General features: G+C 71.9%; 16 protein-coding genes. 4 read left to right on the forward strand and 12 right to left on the reverse strand.

What is annotated here, in order from left to right; genetic code table 11:
• Positions 1-300: 300 nt before the first annotated feature.
• Positions 301-837, reverse strand: a complete 537-nt coding sequence (locus UO65_RS17500; protein ID WP_084175761.1) for an Lrp/AsnC family transcriptional regulator — start codon at positions 835-837, stop codon at positions 301-303.
• A 190-nt stretch (positions 838-1027) separates the two neighbouring features.
• Here UO65_RS17500 and UO65_RS17505 point away from each other — a divergent pair, with 190 nt between their 5' ends.
• The 3 genes from UO65_RS17505 to UO65_RS17515 all read left to right on the forward strand — a co-directional run bounded on the left by UO65_RS17505 (position 1028) and on the right by UO65_RS17515 (position 3840).
• Positions 1028-1951: an EamA family transporter gene (locus UO65_RS17505; RefSeq protein ID WP_052021284.1), complete on the forward strand. Its 924-nt coding sequence runs from the start codon at positions 1028-1030 to the stop codon at positions 1949-1951.
• An 85-nt stretch (positions 1952-2036) separates the two neighbouring features.
• The gene (locus tag UO65_RS17510) at positions 2037-2720 is read left to right on the forward strand and encodes a response regulator transcription factor (RefSeq protein WP_035283864.1); all 684 of its coding nucleotides are present in this window, start codon (positions 2037-2039) and stop codon (positions 2718-2720) included.
• Positions 2713-3840: a sensor histidine kinase gene (locus UO65_RS17515; RefSeq protein ID WP_035283866.1), complete on the forward strand. Its 1128-nt coding sequence runs from the start codon at positions 2713-2715 to the stop codon at positions 3838-3840. The genes UO65_RS17510 and UO65_RS17515 overlap by 8 nt, the downstream gene beginning before the upstream one ends.
• A gap of 62 nt (positions 3841-3902) precedes the next feature.
• Here UO65_RS17515 and vanX read toward each other — a convergent pair whose 3' ends face one another.
• The 3 genes from vanX to UO65_RS17530 are packed head-to-tail and all read right to left on the reverse strand — an operon-like array spanning position 3903 to position 6489.
• Positions 3903-4511, reverse strand: coding sequence for a D-Ala-D-Ala dipeptidase VanX (gene vanX, locus UO65_RS17520; protein ID WP_035283867.1), 609 nt, complete (start codon positions 4509-4511; stop codon positions 3903-3905).
• On the reverse strand, positions 4511-5536 hold the full coding sequence (gene vanA, locus UO65_RS17525; protein WP_035283870.1) for a D-alanine--(R)-lactate ligase: 1026 nt from the start codon (positions 5534-5536) through the stop codon (positions 4511-4513). The genes vanX and vanA overlap by 1 nt, the downstream gene beginning before the upstream one ends.
• Complete coding sequence (locus UO65_RS17530; protein ID WP_035283908.1) at positions 5533-6489, reverse strand: D-isomer specific 2-hydroxyacid dehydrogenase family protein; 957 nt, start codon at positions 6487-6489, stop codon at positions 5533-5535. The genes vanA and UO65_RS17530 overlap by 4 nt, the downstream gene beginning before the upstream one ends.
• Before the next feature lie 331 nt (positions 6490-6820).
• Between UO65_RS17530 and UO65_RS17535 the strand changes: the two genes are divergently transcribed.
• Positions 6821-7234 (forward strand): VOC family protein, encoded by a 414-nt coding sequence (locus UO65_RS17535; RefSeq protein ID WP_052021296.1) that lies wholly within the window; start codon positions 6821-6823, stop codon positions 7232-7234.
• Here the strand turns inward: UO65_RS17535 and UO65_RS17540 are convergent.
• The 8 genes from UO65_RS17540 to UO65_RS17575 all read right to left on the reverse strand — a co-directional run bounded on the left by UO65_RS17540 (position 7215) and on the right by UO65_RS17575 (position 18490).
• The gene (locus tag UO65_RS17540; RefSeq protein WP_233427690.1) at positions 7215-8588 is read right to left on the reverse strand and encodes a PepSY-associated TM helix domain-containing protein; all 1374 of its coding nucleotides are present in this window, start codon (positions 8586-8588) and stop codon (positions 7215-7217) included. The two genes, UO65_RS17535 and UO65_RS17540, sit on opposite strands and share 20 nt — an antisense overlap.
• Before the next feature lie 29 nt (positions 8589-8617).
• Positions 8618-10300, reverse strand: a complete 1683-nt coding sequence (locus UO65_RS17545; RefSeq protein WP_035283871.1) for a copper resistance CopC family protein — start codon at positions 10298-10300, stop codon at positions 8618-8620.
• A complete protein-coding gene (locus tag UO65_RS17550; RefSeq protein ID WP_052021286.1) occupies positions 10297-11169 on the reverse strand; it encodes a DUF1775 domain-containing protein in 873 nt (290 codons plus the stop codon). The genes UO65_RS17545 and UO65_RS17550 overlap by 4 nt, the downstream gene beginning before the upstream one ends.
• A 69-nt stretch (positions 11170-11238) precedes the next feature.
• Positions 11239-13551 carry a YncE family protein gene (locus UO65_RS17555; protein WP_052021287.1) on the reverse strand — a complete coding sequence of 771 codons (2313 nt, stop codon included), beginning with the start codon at positions 13549-13551 and terminating at the stop codon, positions 11239-11241.
• Between the two features lie 764 nt (positions 13552-14315).
• Entirely contained in the window at positions 14316-15281 is a 966-nt protein-coding gene (locus UO65_RS17560) for a PDR/VanB family oxidoreductase (protein WP_035283875.1), read from the reverse strand.
• 210 nt (positions 15282-15491) lie between these two features.
• The gene (locus UO65_RS17565) at positions 15492-16325 is read right to left on the reverse strand and encodes a helix-turn-helix domain-containing protein (RefSeq protein ID WP_035283877.1); all 834 of its coding nucleotides are present in this window, start codon (positions 16323-16325) and stop codon (positions 15492-15494) included.
• 131 nt (positions 16326-16456) lie between these two features.
• Complete coding sequence (locus UO65_RS17570) at positions 16457-17350, reverse strand: hypothetical protein (protein WP_035283878.1); 894 nt, start codon at positions 17348-17350, stop codon at positions 16457-16459.
• A 462-nt stretch (positions 17351-17812) separates the two neighbouring features.
• The gene (locus UO65_RS17575) at positions 17813-18490 is read right to left on the reverse strand and encodes a helix-turn-helix domain-containing protein (RefSeq protein ID WP_233427692.1); all 678 of its coding nucleotides are present in this window, start codon (positions 18488-18490) and stop codon (positions 17813-17815) included.
• Positions 18491-19183 lie beyond the last annotated feature (693 nt).

Below are 19183 nucleotides of genomic sequence, written 5' to 3' on the forward strand. Positions count from 1 at the left end.
GCCCACTGGCGGGCGCGCAGCGGCGACATCACCAAAGCACTCGACGAACTCCGGCAACTCCTGCCGGACCAGACCCGCGTCCTCGGGTACAACAACCCCGTCACCAAAACCACCCGGGGCTACATCGCCTACTTGCAGTACCAACTGCGCTGACCCCGGGGCGGGCGCTGCCCTGCTCGAAAGGCACGTGCACACCGCGGTCTCCACCGACGCCTCCGCGGCCGGAGTCCGGTGCCGCGCCGCGGGCAGGTCCGAGCCACCGCGAACGCCCGGATCAGGAAGTCCGGACCGGCGCGTGGTTCAGCGGGTCGGCAGGGTGAGTGTCGTGCGCAGCGGGTCCAAGACCACCATCGTCGTGTAGCGGCGGATGTTCGGGGCCGACTTCAGCACCTCGTCGGCGACGGACCGGTGTTGGCCGATGCCGGTGGTCGCCAGGACGGCGATGTAGTCGTGGTCGCCCGTGACGTTGTAGAGCTGCTGGACGTGGGGGTTCGCCAGCAGGTGCGCGCGGAACTCCTCGTGGGCTTCCACCGACTCGCGGTCGAGGGTCACCGCGCAGATGGCCAGGAGCGCGTCCGTGGCGGTTCGGGGGTCGAGGACGGCGACGGTGCGGGTGATGAGGCCGGTTTCGCGGTAGCGGGTGATGCGGCGTTGGACCGCGCTGGGGGACAGGCCGACCAGCTCGCCGAGGGCGGCGAGGGTCTTGCCGCTGTCCTGTTGCAGGAGGGCCAGCAGGTGGTGGTCGAGGTCGTCGAGGGGTTGCGGGGGCACGCAATATTTTTGCGCCAGGCGCGGGAAGTTTTCAAGCGCATTGCGGAGGGTTTCGACTACTGTCATTCCTCGGATGGGGAAAACAGGTCCGAATCGCGGTGAAAGCGTTCGGGAATCCGACGCGTACAGCGTTTCCGGCGACAATCGACATATGTTAAATCGGGGGGGCTGGGCTGATGACGACCGCGATATCACCATCGGTTTCCACCATTTCTGACACCACCCGCTGCGCCCGGACCGCGGACGTGCTCGCGCGATGAGCAGGACGGGCCTGGCAGGCGGTCTGGCGCTCGGCGCGCTCGGCGCGGTGGCGATGGGCAGCGCGGCTCCCGCGTTGAAGCTGTTGGCGGGCAGCGGGCTGTCCCCGGTGAACGTGATCCAGGCGCGCACGGTGGTCGGCGCGCTGGCCCTCCTCGCGGCGGCGCTGCTGCTGCGCAGGGGGCGGATGTCCGTTCCGCGCGGCGACTGGTGGCTGGTCGCGCTGTACGGGGTGGTCACGATCGCGGTCAACCAGGTCCTCTACACCGTGGCGCTCGGGCGGCTGCCCGTGGGCGTGGCGTTGCTGTTGGAGTACCTGGCCCCGGTGCTCGTGGCGCTGTGGGTCCGGTTCGTGCGGGGCAGGCCGGTCCCGGCGTTGCTGTGGGTGGGGATCGCGGTGCTCCTCGCCGGTCTCGCGCTGGTCAGCGAGGTCGGCGGGGGCGGGTTGGACCGGGTGGGTGTCGCCTTCGGCCTCGCCGCCGCGGTGACCCTGGCGGGGCGGTTCTTGCTGGCGGAGCGGGGTCTGCGCACGCACGACCCGTTGGTCATGGCCACCTGGGGGGCGTGCCTCGGCGCGGTGGCGCTGACGGCGGCGGGGGTGTTCGCGCCGTTCCCGTTCGAGGTGCTGACCAGCACGGCGGGGTCGGCGCCGGTGTGGGGGCTGGTGCTGTACGTGGGACTGGTGGGGATGGCGGGCGCGATCGCGCTGGGCGTGATCGCGCAGCGGGTGATCCCGTCCACCTCGGCGAGTCTGATCGCGGCGCTGGAGATCGTCGTGGGCGGCGTGCTGGCGGCGCTGGTGCTCGGCGAGCGGTTGAGCGCGGCGCAGTGGACCGGGTCGGCGGCGATGCTGACCGGGATCGCGCTGTCGCAGTTGGCGACAATCCCAGCCGTGATCCCTTTCGCACCACGTCGTGAATGATCCGCCATTCTTCCCACCGGACGGCGCTGGCATGAACATGGTTTTCGATATGCTGCCGATATGCGCGGGCTCGTAGCATCGGAGCATGCGAGTGCTGGTGGTCGAGGACGAGCTCTACATGGCCGAGGCCATCCGCGACGGGCTGCGCCTGGAAGCGATCGCGGCCGACATCGCCGGTGACGGGGACACCGCCCTGGAGCTGTTGAGCGTCAACTCCTACGACATCGCCGTCCTCGACCGCGACATCCCCGGGCCCTCCGGGGACGAGGTCGCCGCGAGCATCGTCGCTTCCGGTGGCGGGATGCCGATCCTGATGCTCACCGCCGCCGACCGGCTCGACGACAAGGCGTCCGGGTTCGGGCTCGGCGCCGACGACTACCTGACCAAGCCGTTCGAACTGCGGGAGCTCGTGCTCAGGCTCCGGGCGCTCGACCGCAGGCGCGCCCACAGCAGGCCGCCGGTGCGCGAGATCGCGGGCCTGCGGCTGGACCCGTTCCGCCGCGAGGTCCACCGGGACGGGCGCTACGTGGCGCTCACCCGGAAGCAGTTCGCCGTGCTCGAGGTGCTCGTCGCCGCCGAAGGTGGGGTCATCAGCGCCGAGGAGCTCCTGGCGCGGGCGTGGGACGAGAACGCCGACCCGTTCACCAACGCCGTGCGCATCACCGTCTCGGCGCTGCGCAAGCGCCTCGGCGAACCCTGGATCATCGCCACCGTGGCGGGCGCGGGTTACCGCATCGACGCGGAACGCGGGGGCGGGGAGCGTGGGTAGGGCGCCCGGTCCGAGCGTTCGCCTCAAGCTCACCCTCAGCTACGCCGGGTTCCTCATGCTCACCGGTGCCCTGCTGCTGGCCGTGGTGTGGGTGTTCCTGCTGCGCTACGTGCCCGAGGAGATCGTCCTCACCCCGCAGCGCAGCGCTCCCGGGGTGCCGTGGACGCCCGGCCCGCACGTGCCCGACCGCGCCGACCTGATGCGCGCCTTCGCCCCGAAGGTCGCCGCGATGCTGGTGTTCCTGCTGGTGTTCGGCCTCGTGGGCGGGTGGGTCCTGGCGGGCAGCATGCTCGCGCCGCTGACCCGCATCACCAACGCCACCCGCCTGGCCGCGAACGGGTCGCTCTCCCACCGAATCCAGTTGGAGGGCCGCGAGGACGAGTTCCGCGAGCTCGCCGACGCCTTCGACACCATGCTCGCGCGGCTCGACGCGCACAACGCCGAACAGCAGAGGTTCGCGGCCAACGCCTCGCACGAGCTGCGCACCCCGTTGGCGATCACGCGGACACTCCTCGACGTGGCCCGCAGCGACCCGAGGCGGGAGGCGGACGAACTCGTCGACCGCCTGCACTTCATCAACACCCGGGCGATCGACCTCACCGAGGCGCTGCTCCTGCTCAGCCGCGCCGACCAGCGGTCCTTCAACCGGGAACACGTCGACCTGTCCCTCATCGCGGAGGAGGCCGCGGAGACGCTGCTCCCGCTGGCCGAGAAGCGCGGCACCACCATCGAGACCTCCGGCGACATCGCCCCCACCGTCGGCTCCCACGCGCTCCTGCTGCAACTGACGACGAACCTCGTGCACAACGCGATCGTCCACAACCTGCCCGAGCGGGGCACCGTGTGGGTCACGACCAGCGTTCACCCCAGGGCCGTGGTGCTCACCGTCGAGAACACCGGCCAGGAACTGGCCCCGCACCTGATCTCCACACTGGTCGAACCGTTCCAGCGCGGCACCCAGCGCATCCGCGACGACCACGCGGGGGTCGGCCTCGGCCTGGCGATCGTCAAGAGCATCACCCAGGCGCACGACGGGGCGCTCACCCTCACCCGCCGGGCCGCGGGCGGACTCCGCGTCACGGTGCAGCTTCCCGTCGCGCCACCGGGCACCGACCGGTGATGACCAGGGCCACGATCCGCCCCCGGGAGCGGAGTGCGCCAGTCGCATTCGCACACCTTCGACTACGCGACGGGAAAATCGAAGTAGGTGGACGGGTAGGGTTCGTCCTTGAGCGTGTAGTGCCACCACTCGCACTCGTAGGCGGTGAAACCACAGGCCTCCATCACCGAGCGGAGGTGCAGGCGGTTCTCCGCTTCGAGCCGCGTGACCCCCGGCGCTCCGTGGTGTGAGATCACGTCCATCAAGTCGTGGTCGCCGCCCATTCGCGCGAGCTCACCGGTGCTCAGGTGGTAGAGCGTCAGGTCGACGGTACTGCCCCGGCTGTGTCCCGACTTCGCCGCCACATAACCTTTTTCGAACATCTCGGCCCTGTCGATGTGCGGGTAGTGCCGCAGTTTCGTCCGGCCGTCTTCTGGCTGTCGCGACCAGCGCAGGAAGCAGTCCACGGCCCGTTGCGGGCGGTAGCCGTCCCAGAGCAGCAGGCCGAAGCCGAGGGGCGCGGCCTTCTCCCGCACGTCCTCCAGGGCCGCGCACAGCGCCCTCGTGCCGACGACGCGGTTCACCGCGTACCCGTCCACGGGTTTGCCGGTGAAGTTGTCCCAGGTGGAGTACTTGGCGTCCCAGCGCACTCCGGGCACGAACTCGTCCACGAAGACGAAGTCCTCCCCCATCACGACCTCCCCGTCAGGGCCGACGCCACCGCCCGGTCGACCACTTCGGCGAGCGGAATCCCGGCGGCCGCCATCATCCTCGGGTAGCGGCTGTAGGAGGTCATGCCGGGGAAGGTGTTGACCTCGTTGAGGACCACCGTGCCGTCCTCCCGCAGGAACATGTCCACCCGCGCCAGCCCCGAGCACCCCAGGGCGCGGTAGATGGCCTTGGCCACCTCCTGGACACGCGACCGGGTCCGCTCCGGGATGTCCGCGGGAACGGTGACCGTCGAGTTCTCCGAACCGATCTCCGGGGCGCTTTCCTGGTGAATCCGGAAGAACCCGTGGGACAGCGAGATCCGGTCGACCTCGCCCGCGATCAGGTCCGGCCCGTCCCCCAGGATCGCGCACCCGACCTCGCTGCCGACGACAGCCCCTTCGATCAGCACCTTCGAGTCGTACCGCCGTGCGGTCCGCACCGCGCTCGGCAGTTCTTCCCGGCGGGTCACCTTGCTGACGCCGAAGGACGACCCCGAGCGCGCGGGCTTGACGAAGACGGGGTAGGTGAGCGGTTCGGGGTCGACGTCCTCGTCCGCCAGGACAGTCCGGAAGTCCGGCGTCGGGATTCCCGCGGCACCGGCGACCACGTACGCGAGCGACTTGTCCATGCACAGCGCGGAACTCTGGACGTCGCAGCCGACGTAGGGGATGCCGGAGAGCTCCAGCAGGCCCTGCACCGCACCGTCCTCGCCGAGCTTGCCGTGCAGGACGGGCAGCACGAGGTCCAGGCCGATCACCTCGAACTCCCCGCGCCCCAGGACGAGCAGTCCGCGGGCGCTCCGGTCCGGTGACAGCACGACCGGGCGACCGCCGTCCTCCCAGCCCGGGTCGGGGCCGTCGCAAAGCCGCCAGGCGCCGCTCTCGGTCACCCCGATCCAGAACGGTTCGTACTTGTCGGCGTCGAGGTGCTCGGCGATTTCCCGTGCGGACTTGACCGAGACGGGGTGTTCCTCGGAAACTCCCCCGAAAATTATTCCGATTCTCATGTCCGGTGCTGCTTCCTGCTCTCGAAGTCCAGGCAGTTGACGATGGAGTTCTCGACGGTGTCGACCAGCGCGTGGTCCGTGTGGTAGGCCGAGTGCGGGCTGATGATCACGTTGGGCATTCCCTGCAGGCGCAGCAGCAGGTCGTTCTCGATGGACCCGTTCCGGCGGTCCGCGTAGAAGATCCCCTCCTCGCCTTCGAGGACATCCAGCGCCGCGCCACCCAACCCACCGCTTTCCAAGGCGGAGACCAGGGCCTGGGTGTCGAGCAGTGGACCGCGCCCGGTGTTGACGACGTACGCGCCGCGCTTCATCCCCTCGATGCGCCGACGGTCGAGGAGGTGGTGGGTGTCGGCGTTGAGCGGCGTGTGGAGCGTCACCACGTCGACCTGCTGCAACAACTCGTCGAGGGGAACGCGCTCGGCGGGGGTCGTGGGGCGGATGTCATGGGCCAGGACGCGACAACCGAAGCCGCGCAGCCTGTCCATGACCGCCGTGCCGATGCGCCCCGCTCCGACCACCCCCACGGTCAGGTCGCGCAGCTCTTTCCCGCGTTCGTCACCCAACCGGTAGTCGTGGGCGTCCGTGCGCCTGATGGTGGCCTTGGCGCCGCGCACGGCCATCAACATGAGCATCAGCGTGTAGTCCGCCACGCTGTCCGGCGAATAGGCGACGTTCCCGACGGTGATGCCGACGCTGTTCGCGTACTCCACGTCGACGTGGTCGCACCCGGCGCTCCTCGTGGAGACGTACACCACGCCGGCCCGGCTGAGCGCGCGGAGAGCCCGGTCGGGAATCCGGTTCTTGTGACTGACGCTGACGCACCGGTTCCCGGCCGCCACCGCGGCGTTGGCCTCGGACACCGCGGCCTCGACGATGGTCGGCCGCACGCCGAAGCGAGGCGCCATCTCCCGGAACAGGTCGGCCTCGTCCTGTTCGCACCCGTAGACCGTGATCCCCGTTCCCGCAACGGCGGCGAAGGGCCGGACCGCGGGCGATCGGGTGCGGCAGGCCGCTGCCCGTGCCGGTTCGCTGTGGGTCATGCCGCCAGTCAAGACGGCGTGGTGTTGCGGGCACGTACGCGGTTTTCGATATGCGGGCGATAGGGTCCCGGAACCGGCGGGGACACCGCCGCGGTTCAGCCGCTGCCGAGCGGGGCGGCGCGAATCCTGTGGTGGGGCGTCACCGACCCGCGGTCTCCCGGTGGGCCACCGACCGCGCACCACGACCCAGCCGCACGCGAACCTGATCAGCTCGACGAAGCACCCGACCGACAGGAGTGCCACCGTGACCGACGACGCCGTTCTCCCCCACACCGGCGCCGGAGCCCCGACGGGGTCGGGGTACGGCCTGCACCACGTCCAACTGGCGATCCCGCCCGGGAGCGAGGACGAGTGCCGTCGCTTCTACGTCGGCCTGCTCGGCCTGCACGAGGTGCGCAAGCCCCCCGCCCTGGCGGCTCGCGGTGGGCTGTGGGTGCGGGGCGACACCCTGGAGATCCACCTGGGCGTCGAGGACGACTTCCGGCCCGCCCGCAAGGCGCACCCCGGCATCGTCGTGCGGGCGCTGGACGACCTCGCCGAACGGCTCGGGAGCGCCGGGGTGGCGGTCGCCTGGGACGACGGGTTCCCGGGCTTCCGCCGCTTCTACTCCTGCGACTGCGTCGGGAACCGCCTGGAGTTCATGACGCCGGAGGCCTGACCGCGGGCTGTCCCGCCTTGCGCCGCTTGAACCGGCTCACGAGCGCGTCCACGGCCAGGAACACCAGCAGGCTCGCGCCGACCGCGGGGAGCACCCACGCCAGCGCCGCCACCCCGAGCAGGACCACGACCAGCGGGCCGCCCGCCAGTTGGCGCCACACCGGGCGCGGCAGCGATTCCCACCGCCTCCGGTACGGGTTGTGTATCCACCACATGCGGTAGCCGAGGGCGAGCAGGGCGAACGTGGCCGCCGCCAGCAGCGCGAGGGCGATCTGGTTCGCGAGGCCGAACAGGGTGCCGGTGTGGAACTGCGTGGCCAGGGTGCTGAGCTTCGCCACCGGCGAGTAGTCGCTCCAGTCGAGGTGTTCGGTCACCCCCTCGGTGTAGGGGTCGATCGCCACGGCACCCCGGTGGATGGGCAGGCCGTCCGAGATCTCCGTGACGGTGAAGGGCGTACCCGAACCCGACGGCGGGGTCACGGCCAGTTCGCCGCTCAGCCCGGCGGCCTTGGCGGCCACCACCGCGCGGTCGATGTCGATGGGCTGGGCACCCGCCGGGACCGGCACCGGGGCCGCCGCGAGCACGGGGGCCCGCAGGCGGCCGGGGTCGATCGTCGAGTCCGCCCGACCGCCCGCGAACCGGGTCATGGTGAGCCCGGTCCCGGCCAGGAGCACCAGGCCGACCGCGAGCCACAGGCCCGCGGCGCCGTGGATCGCCCGCAGCCGCGTCCACCCCATCTTGTCGCGGACGGACGGCAGGAGCACTTCGCGCCGGGTGCGCTTGCGGCGGGTGCGGGCCAGCCACAGCACCAGGCCGCCCACGGCGATCAGGGGCACCCAGCTCGCGGCGAGTTCGGCGTAGAGCCTGCCCGGTGCGCCCAGGTGCAGGTTGCCGTGGAACTGGCGCAGCCACGTGTTCGCGGGCAGCCGGTTCTCGACCGTGGTCAGCTCGCCGTTGATCAGCCTGGTGTACGGGTCGACGAACACCGTGCGGTCCTCGATCCCGTCCGGGCCGGGGACCGCCAGCACCACCCGGGTGGTGCGGTCGTCGGCGGGTGGGGTGAGGACGGCCTTGAGCGTCGCCTCCGGGTGGGCCGTGAGCGCTGCCCTGACCTGTTCGGCAAGGGGGCGGCGCACCTCGCCGACGTGGTGCACGTGCAGGTCGGACCGGTAGAGGCTGTCGTGGATCTGCGGGCTGAACACGTAGACGAGCCCGGTCAGGCACAGCGCCGCGAGGAAGGGCGCGACCACGATGCCCGCGACGAAGTGCAGCCGCCGGGCGACGATCTGCAGGACGGGGCTCAGGCGCGGCCGGGCGGCGGCCCGGCGGGTGGGGGCGGCGGGGGGCGAGGACAAGGCGACTCCCAGGCGGCTGGTGGGGGCGTTCATCGCACGTCGATGGGTTGCCCGACCGTGTGCGTGCTGCCGTCGGCTGCCCGCAGGGTCAGGGCGAGCTGCCACCGCCCGCGCTCGGGCACCGTCGCCCGGCCCGTCCAGTGGCCGGGGCCCGCGCGGTCCAGGGGCACCGGTTCCGTCCGGTTGTCGCGCTTGAGGGCGATGCTCACGGCGGTGTGGGCGCCGTGCGGGCCGAGGACCGACACGCGTACGTCGAGCCGGTCGGTGGTCGGGATGAGCACCAGGTCCAGCGAGCCCTGCCCGCTCGGGGTGCCGGTGTCGTAGGTGAGCCGCGCGGGCGGGGCCTGCTCGCGGATCGCCGCCGGGGCCTGACCCACCGGGCCCGCCGCGTGCGCGCTCTGGCCGGGGTCGAGGGCGATCAGCGTCGCGGTGGTCGCGGTGATCAGCGCGGCGGCTCCCGCCACCCCCACGACCTGGTGGCCGAGCCGGGTCGACCGCGCCTTCGCGGACCCGCCCGCCGCGCGGCGGGAGAGCAGCCAGGCGAAGACGGCGAGGACCGCGGCCAGGGCGAGGGCTCCGGCGGGGAGCAGGCCGAGGCCGTGCCCGAGCCAGGCCTGGGCGGTCCCGGCGACGGCGAGCAGCACCGCGCACCCCACCACCGACCGCGCGAGCCGGGCCACGGCGTGCCGGTGGCGACCGACCGGGAACCGCAGCAGCACCAAGCCGCCCACCGGGATGGCCAGGGCGACGAGGAGACCGATGTCCGCGGCGAGCGCGAGGGGGGACGGTGAACCGAGCGATCGGGGGTCGGCGAGGGGCCAGGTGGCGAAGACCGCCGACGCGCAGCCGAGCACCGCCGCGCCGCGCGAGCACCGCTCGACCGCCGTGGTCGCGGGCGGGTTCACCACCAGCAGCACGAGGCCGAGGGTGGCGGGGACGAGGGTGGCGAGGCGGGCGAGCAGCGCCGCGCCCCCGGTCGACTCGACGGCGGCGGAGAGGAGTCGCGGGTCGAGCGCGTCGTGCCACGGCACCCACGCCGCGTACGGCCCGAACGACACCAGGGCGACGAGCGTGCTCCCGACCAGCAGCCACCAGGCGACCTTGATCAGCCGACGGGTGACCCTGGCCCGCACGGCGGGGGGCCCGAGCGAGGCGACGAAGAACGCCAGGCCCGCGAGCAGCACCATGGCCGCGACCGCCAGCGCCCGCGCCGCCAGGTGCGCGGCCGCCACGACCGGGTCGCGCGTCGTCTCGATCGCCGGGATGCCGCCGGGCTGGATCGGGCGGGACACGTCGAAGGTGAAGGAGCCGCTGACGGGTTCCAGCCCGCTCGACGGCGCGGTCCACGCCACGGCGTAGGTGCCCTCGTTGCGCTGCGCGGGCATGGGGACGGAGATCGCGTCCTCCCGGCCGTCCGGGTGGGTCGGCCGGGTGAAGACCACCTGCCTGCCGCCGGGGTCGAGGACGCGCACGGTGGCCAGGGCGGCGGGCACCGGGCGGTCGAAGGTCAACACGACCGCGTCGGGTGACTTGACGAGCTCGGTGTTGCCCGGGGAGGTCGTCAGGAGCACCGGGTCCCCGGTCGCCTGCGGGGTGGTGGCGAGCAGCGCGCCCCAGCAGGCGGCGACCAGCAGCAGCAGCGCGACGAACTGCCCGGCGGCGGCGCGCGGGCGGGCGACCGCGGCGCGGGGGCGTTCCCGCACGGTCGTCACTCGGCACCCACCCCGCTCTCCTCGACGCGCCCGGCCTTCGGTCCCGCGGCGCCGGGTCCCGCTGTGTCCGGCTCGTCGGCAGCGGATTTCGCGGTGTCGGACTCCGCGGTGTCGGGTTCCGCGGCGGCCGTGCTCAGCCCGCGGCGGTGGGACCGGTACCCGACCACCGCGATCACGGCGAGCGCGAGGCCCAGCGCGCCCCACAGCACGGCGAACGGGGGCCCGCCGGTGGTGCCCGCGCTCCGCGCCCCCTGGTCCGCGGGGGCGGCGGTGTCGACCACCTGGAACGGTTGCGCCGCGTCGACTTCGCCCGCCGGGGCCACGGCCGCGGGAGCCGCGCCCCCGCCCGCGCCGGAGCCCGCCCCGAAGTTGATCACCGGAGCGGGCGCGGTGTTCTGGTCCCAGCGCGAGACCGCCCCGTTGGCGAAGGTCTGCGTCGCCCCGAGCAGCAGCCTGCCCTCGGCGGGCAGCGGGCCCATGGTGACGAGGAACTGCTCGAACTGCCTCGGGCCGATCGCGCCGCCTTCGAAGACGAGGGCCCCCACGACCTCGCGGATCACCTTGCCGTCCGCCTCGACCGGCGGGTCGAGCGGCCGGGGGCGGATGGTGGCTGTCCAGCCCGGTGCCGAGGCGACCTTGACGTAGGGCACGGGCGGGGTCGCCGGGAAGACCAGTTCGAGCCGGGTGGACTTGGTGTCGGTTCGCTCGTTGGCCAACCGGAAGGCGAAGGTGCGCGTGCCGCCGCCATCGGCGCGGTCGGGCACTATGGACACTTGGGCGGTCGCGGGCGACGACAGCGCGATCGCGCCGAGCACGGCCGCGAGCAACGCGGACAGGCCGCGAGGGAGGGCTTTCCGGCGGTAGGCCATGGTGGGCTCCTGAGCAGAGTGGTCCGGGACCGGGAGCTCTCCCGGTCCCGGACCACTACCGTGTCGGTGTCAGCAGGTGGACTTGTCGATCGGGTTGAGCTGCCCGCAGGTCAACTGCGACCGCCAGCTCCCCTGGTTCTGCTGGGCCCACCCGTTGTAGACGAGCGGGATGGCCAGCACGCCCTGGCCGCCGTAGCCCGACTTCCCGGAGATGGAACCGTCCATCTTGGTCTTCGGGGTGGCGTCGAGCGTCAGTTGGCCCGCGATCTTCGCGTCGTCGAGGGCGCCGTCGCCGTTCGGGTCGACGTCGATGATCTGCATGACGTTGGCGAACTTGTTGGAGACGTAGCCGTAGTAGCCGCCGCCCTTCTTGGCACCGAAGTTGATGCCGTGGCAGCCCGCCGAGCACGGCAGGTCCTTGACGATCTTGTTGGTCCTCGGGTCGATGACCGTGACCGTCTGGGACAGCACGTTCGCCGCGAGCATCGCGTTGCCGTCCGGGGTGACCGGCAGCTGGATCGTCAACCCGCCGAACGGCGCGCCGCTCTTCGGGCCGTCCTGCGGGCTGTAGTTCGCCCACAGGTCGATCGTCTTGCTGTGCGCCATCTGCCCGTTGTCCGCACAGGCGTCCTGCGCCAGCGAGACGCACGTGAGCGTCTGGCCGAGGAAGTCCGCCGTGTAGAACGTCGAGGAGTCCGGGGTCATGCTCGTGGCGATCGGGAACTGGCCCGTCTTCTCGGTGCGGATCGTGCCGGTCGGCATGTCGATCACCGACGCGTTGTTGGTCATCACGTTCGGGGTGACCACGGTCTTGCCGTCCGAACTGGTCCAGTGCGCGTGCGGGTGCCGGACCTCACCGGTCGGGCTGACCGTGATCTTGCGGAGCACGTTCGTGCCGCCCGGTGCCAGCTCGACGACCTCGTTGCCCGCGTTGATGCCGATGATGAGGTTGTCGCTGCCCGGTGCCGTCATCACGTGCGCCGGGTTGTGGCCGACCTGGGTGGACCGGACGAACTCGCCGGTCTCCCGGTCGAACACGTCCACCTTGTCGGCGAACCACTCGGTCTGGTACAGGTACTTGTAGTCCTTGTCGGTCCACATGTTGTGCGGGTTGTTCATGTTGATCGACGGGGCGCCGATCTTGCGGTCGACCGTCCAGTTGGTCACGTCGACCTTGGTGGCCGAGCCGACCGCCTTCTTGCCCGCCCACTCCTCGACCTCGGTGTCGATCCACACCTCACCGACGCCGGGGACCTCGGGGAGCTGGTTGCCCTTCGACAGGGTCTTCGGGTACGAGAACTTCTTGTCGAAGTAGGCGTCCAGGTTCGGGATCAGCACCGGGTTGCCCGCGGCGTCGTACTGCAGGATCGGCACCGGCGGCTGGATCGCGTTGAAGCTGTTCTCCGAGTCCGCCTTGTACTGCTGCCAGTTGTTCGGGTTGGTGATGTTGAAGAACGTGTTCACCAGCCGGTTGACGATGTCGGAGTTGGTCGGGACGACGAGGTTGCGCGAGTTCACCATCGACGCCTTGCCGAAGTCGAGGCCGATGGTGAGCGGGTCGTCGACCACCACCGCGCCCAGCATGTACGGGGTCACCATGTCGGTGAACGCGTACAGCCCGGGCTCGGTGAGCTGGATCGACCGCTGGCCGAAGAACGCGCCCGCGGGGTTCTCGTAGGGGAAGCCCTCGGCGCCCTCGGGGGCGATCAGGCCCATCGGGTTGCGGATGCCGGTCGACTCCTTCGGGTCGACCACGAAGTTGACCGTCACCGGCGCGCCCTTGACGGCGAACTTGGCGAGGTCGTTCAGGGCGCCCTGCAGGTCAACGCCGACCGGCAGGGAGTTCAGGTTGAACGGCTGGTCGGCGCGCATCGAGCTGAGCTGCTGGGCGAACTTGCCGAGCAGGTTCTCCGCCTTCGCCGCCGCCGGGGCGGCCTGCCGGTCGGCCGTCCCGATCGCCTTGACCGATGCCAGGGTGCTGTCGAGGTTCAGCGCCTTGCCCAGTTCGCCGCCGAGCGAACCGAGCAGCGGGAGCTGGCCGAGGAGGTTCCCCGTCAGGTTGCCGACCGCGCCGACGAGGTCGGAGTTCAGCAGGCTGGAGAGTTCACCCCCGGTGGTCAGTCCACCCAGCGTGCCGAGCCGGGGCATGACCGCCACCGCCAGGGACTGGTCTCCGAACAGGTTCAGCCCGGAGTCGAACCACTTGCCGTTGTCGTCCCTGAGGTGGAACGTGATCGGCACGGGGGCGAGCCCGATGGGCTGCTGGGCCGAGGCCGGGATCACGGCCACCGAGGAGATGCCGAGGGTGGCGACCGAGAGCGCGGCCACCGCCTTGGCGCGACGCCACCTCCGGTGGGCTCCTGGCGGAGCTTCTGGGAACATGGGTTTCCTTCCTATTCCTGTCCGGCCCGGTGGGAATCGGACTGTCCGAACGAGGGAAAGTGAATCACGGAAAACAGGACCTACTCGGTTTCTTCCTGTTAACGAGAAGTGAAATAGACGATCGTGAAAAATGTTCTCGCGGTGAGGAAAAGCGTCGAAAAAAGGACTGGGAGCGTTTGCGTTTAATACTTCCCCGCGCTCAGCCGAGCAGACCGAGGACGACGCAGAGCAATGGCCCCAGCAATCCGCTCGAATCGCATTCCGGAGCGGGCGGGGGCGGGGTCGGTCGAGGGGGCGGCGGTGTGGTGGTCGGGGGTCTGACGACCGGCGGGTCGGACGGTCGCGGCGGCGCGGGCGGAGTTCCGGTGGGAGGCGGTGGTGCAGGAGGCGGCGGGAGCGATTGCCCCGGTGCGGGCAGCGGTTCCCAGGTCGGCGCCGGTCGACCGGGTGTCCCCGGCGGCACCGCGACCGGGGGGACGCGGCCGGTGGCGACCGCCCGCCCGACACCGACCGGGCGGCCCTCGGCGGTCGGACCCGGTTCGGGCACCGTCACCGGTGGTGTCGGGACCGGTGGCGGGGAAAGCGATCCGGTGCTCGTGGGTGGGATGATGACCGGGAACTCCGGTCCGGGCGCGGAGACCTGGGCGACCCGCGGTGGCGGGTCACCGAGGTGGCCCGCCACCGTCCAGAACGCCCAGCCGCAGGACGCGGCGGCGACGAGGGCCGCCGCGCGGGTACCGATCTTCGTCGTCAGCGCGGCCATGTCAGAGGTCCAACACCAGCTTCCGCCCGCGGGAGCGGGACACGCAGATCATCATCGTCTCGTTCGCGGCCTGCTCCTCGCTGGTCAGCAGCGAGTCGCGGTGGTCGGGGACCCCGTCGAGCACCGGGGTCTCGCACGTCCCGCACGTGCCGCCGCGACATGACGACAGCACCGGCACGCCCGCGTCCTCGGCCACCTCCAGGATCGACCGGTCGGCGGGCACCGCCAGCGTCAGCCCCGACCGGGCGAGCTCGACGTCGAACCCCGTCACCGGGCCGGTGTTCTCCTTGGGCGTGAACCGTTCCACGTGGAGGGTGAGTCCCGGGAGGCCCGCGCAGAGCTCCTCGGCCGCGGCCAGGAGCGGTTCGGGCCCGCAGCAGTAGACCGCGGTGCCGGTGCCCGCTCTGCCCAGCACCCCCGGCACGTCGGGCGGTCCCGCTTCGTCGCGGGGCCACAGCACCACCCGGTCGCCGTACCGCTCCCGCAGCCACGCGGCGAACGCCATCGACGTGCGCGACCGCCCGCCGTAGAGCAGTTGCCAGTCCGCGCCGTCCGCCTCGGCCGCGGCGACCATCGGGATGAACGGGGTGATGCCGATCCCGCCCGCGACGAACAGGTACCGCTCGGCGCGGACGTACGGGAAGTTGTTGCGGGGCCCGCGGACGCGGACCCGGTCACCGGGGCGCAGCGCGTCGTGCACGAACGCGGACCCGCCGCGCCCGGCGCGCTCGCGCAGCACGGCGACTTCCAACACCGAGCGGTCACCGGGGTCTCCGCACAGCGAGTACTGGCGGACGGTGTCCGGCCGCAGCACCAGGTCCACGTGGGCACCCGGGGCCCACGGCGGGAGCGGGTCCCCCGCGGGGTGGCGGAACACCAGCCGGACGACGCCGTCGGCGATCGTCTCCTTGTGCGCCAGCAGCACTTCGAGGTCGAGGTCGGCCGAGGGAAGGAGGTGGGTGGTCATGGCTCTCCCGGTTTTTGCACGTGGGTTCGAAGAACAAGTCAAACGAGCGCCGGAAACAGCGAAATAGCTGGACAATGAATTCCGTGTATCGCCGTTTTCACGGCGCACGGCGGGGGCGGTGAGCTTTTCCGAGAACCCGGGCAGGCACTGCTGTCAAATACTACCCATTTCTGCCGTCACCACCAGAGGTCATTTCGCCACAGAAATCGATCAATCGAGTGCGAAGCGCACCGACAGCAGGCCGGGGCGAGGTCTCGGCCACTCCCGCAGCATGTCGTCGTGCTGCGCGGGCCACTCGCAGACGATGACGTTGAGCCCCCTGCCGAACTGGTCGGTGAGCCGGGTCAGGAACTCGTCGGCCTGCCGCGCGTCGAAGGCCCCGCGCTGCGCCTGCAGGAACACCACCCCGCGGTGGGACAGGGCCAGCAGGAGGTTGACGTCGCCGAAGTGGTCGCGGAACCCGGTCAGCAGGTTCTGCCTGCCCGAGACCGGGCCGCGGCGCGGGTCGACCGGGGTGTGCGGGCGCGTCCAGGTCAGCCGCAGCACCTCCGCTCCCACGATCCACTCGTTGCCGGGGCGGGTCTCCCCCGGGCGGCCCGACGGCACCCGGCCGCGCCGCACCTGCGGCAACCGGCGCTCCTCGACCAGCCCCCACCGGGCCAGGTACTGCGACACCGTCGGCGAGCTGATCAGGATGCCGAACTCCCTGCGGACCAGCTCGGCGATCGCCTGCCTGGTCCACAGCCGCTGCGGCAGCCCGCACGCCTCGGGCGGGCCCGCCACGATCGCCCGCACGACCCGCGCCTGCTGCGCGGCCGACAGCGCGAACTGCTCGCCGGGCCGCCGCCCCCGGCGCCGCGGCCGGAGGGCCTCGTCGCCCCGGCGCCGGTACTCGGCCACCCACGCGCCGACGGTCTTGCGGGAGACGCCGAACAGGCGGGCGACCTCCGCCCGGGTCACCCCCGCCTCGACGGCCGCGACCGCCCGCCGCCGGAGCGCTTCGAGGGCGTCCGCGGAGAGGCTGCGCGCGTCACCGCTGGTCACGTTCGGGTCCCGGGTGGTGGCGGTTGCGCTGTTCGTGGCGGACTTCCTCTCGTGAACGGGATGTCACCGCTCGTCCCTCCTGCGGAGAACCTCGTGACCGGGGACGACGTCCCCTTCGCGGCCTGCCCTGTTCAGCGCGGGGAGCGCAAACCCCACCTGCGCACCAGTCGGGCGCTCACCGCGGCCAGCAGCAGGATCGCCGCCAGGACCGGCAGGGAGAGCTCGTCGGGCAGCCGCGTGGGCAGCCCCTCCACCCGCCCGACCGCACGCCGCGCGTCGGCCACCACCGGCACGACGTCCGCCCGCGGCTCCGCCGACCCGGCCGGGGACCGCGCGTCGACCGCCACCGGCACACCGCCCGCCTGCGGCACCCCGGCGCCCACCGGGAGGTCGAACCCCGGCAGCCGCCCCGGGATCGGGGTGCCGAACACCGTGCCGCCGCTCGACGTCGCACCGGGCACGGCCGCGACCACCCACTGCCGTCCCGCGGTCGAGGTGTCGCCGCCGCCCGGCGGGACCGCGTCGCCGCCGCCCGGCGGGACCGCGCCCCCGGCGGACGGCGGGGGCGGCGCGGGTGCGGACTCCGGAGGGGCAACCGGGACCTCGCCGCGCACGAGGATGCGGCAGAGCGGGGTGAGCACGGTGTCCACAGTGGAGAGCAGTGGGGTGAGCACCGGCGCCAGCACGGGCAGTTCACCGAGGCGCGCCAGCACCGCGTCGGCGATCCGATCCCCCGGGATCTCGGCCTCACCGGTGGGGACCGTCCCCACCGGGATGGGCGCCGTGGTCGCCCAGACCGACCGGAACACACCCGTCAGCAGGCCCAGCGGGTCCAGGGGCGCGAGCGCGGACACCACGGGTTCGGTCACCGACGCGGGCGCCAGCGCCACCCGCCCGCCCGGCGTGCCGGTGACGATGGCCGCACAATCGGCCACCACCACCGGGGCCTCGTCCGCGACGGCGGGCGCCGCGGACAACAGGGTGAGCGACAGGGCACCCGCGGTGAGAAATGGTCTGGTTCGCACGTGCCGCCTCCTCGGGCGCCGGACTCTTGGCCCAGTCTCAGGTATCCGCCGTTCGCGTGTGCCAGGCTGGGAAAACCGGACCACGACATGGTGGCAGCTCCACCGTTTTGTTGACCAGCAGGCAGAAAACAGGCGGTCTGCTTCGTTGCGCCGATGTTGCCGCCACCGGTGAACGTGCCCCCACCAGGGTCTACGCGACTTTTCGTCCATTGTGGACGGCAAAGGTGAATTGCCTTCGGCTGGCAAATACCGGACACCCCCGCAGCGGCGGGAACGAGGTCGCGACGGGACCGGCGCGGATCACCTGTAACCCCTTCAAGGCAGGGACGGCACTTCTGTTCCACGACACCACCGCGCCCGATCGCCGAACCGGGAGAACGTTTACGCGCGGGTAACACGCAGCGGGCACGAAAAAAAGCCGCCGATCCGGAATCCGGATCGGCGGCCTCGTCGGCACCGGGCTCAGGTGGGCCGCACGGCATCCCGCCCGGGCCCCGCGCACTCGCCCAGCAGCGCGGCGTGGGCGGCGGGCCAGTCGTGCGGGACCAGCCGGACGTCGCGACCGCACTGCATCCGCAGCCTGCGCCGGAACTCGGCGATGCCGGTGAACGGGGTCTTCCCCACCAGGAAGTGCAACGTGCCGCGGCCGCCGACCGCGACCAGCGCGTGCAGCTCGTCGGTGCCCGCGGGCGGGCGCGGGTGCGTCCAGGTCACCGACAGCGTCCCCGGCGGGCAGCCCGCCCGCCGGGACACCCCGCCCTCGCGACCCAGGAGTTCCCACCGGAGCAGGTACTTGTCGATCGTCGTCCCGGCCAGCACGAGCCCGCACTCGCGCGCGATCAACTCGGAGACGGCCTTGCGCGTCCACACCAGCCACGGCAACCCGGCCTCGTCGGGCGGCCCGGCGGCCAGGGCCTCGACCACCTCGCGCTGCTGCGCCGCGGACAGCACCAGCCGCTCACCGGCCCGCCGACCGCGCGGCCGGGGCCGCAGCGTCGACTCGCCGCCGGACTGGTAGGCCCGCACCCAGGTCCCCACCGCCTTCCTGGACACCCCGAACATGCTCGCGACCCGCGTCTGCGACAACCCCGACCCGACCGCGGCCACGGCCTGCCGCCGTAGCTGTTCCAACGCGTCCATCGGCAGGCTCCTGGCGCCGCCCGCGCCCCGGCCCCGCTGACCCTCCACCATCGCCACCCCATCCTGTTCCGGGCTACGGCTGGACCTCTTCCGCGCACGGGTCCCGCAGGCGGCCCCGGACCGACGGCCACCGCCTCGACCGCACGACAACACCCCACCCGCGGCCACGGGAGCGACCGCGTCCACACCGGACACTCCGGCCACGTCGGGCGGGCACCACCGCGATCCCGGCGAGGTGCGGCACCGGCAACGGCGTCGACGCCCCGATTCGCGGTGCCGGTGCGCGCGGTCGCCCTTCCGCAGGGCTCACTGCCGCGACCGGACCACTCCCGGTACGACCGGATGGTGGAACGAGGAATATGTTCCGGGCAACGGCACGGGAACACGTGACGGGCGGGTGAAGCTTTGTTGACAGTTCTTTACCGGGAGTTCTCCACCTCCCGGACGCACCCGGCGATCCGCCACGGGTCGCGCGAAAGGCACCGGGGCTGTCCGTAAACAGGTGCCACGCGGTCGGCGCACCCGGCGTCTCGCAGCGCTCCTCTTCCCAGCTCAGACCGACTGAGCTGGCACCCTGTGGGTCCGATCGAGTGAATCACCTATTTGCCTGGAGCCCTTTCCCTTGACTCGGCGAGGTGCTCGGCCGACCGGTTCAGGTGCGGTCGGCGGGGAGTTCGCGCATCCCGCGCAGCG

This window comes from Actinokineospora spheciospongiae (genome assembly GCF_000564855.1).
Taxonomy (GTDB): domain Bacteria; phylum Actinomycetota; class Actinomycetes; order Mycobacteriales; family Pseudonocardiaceae; genus Actinokineospora; species Actinokineospora spheciospongiae.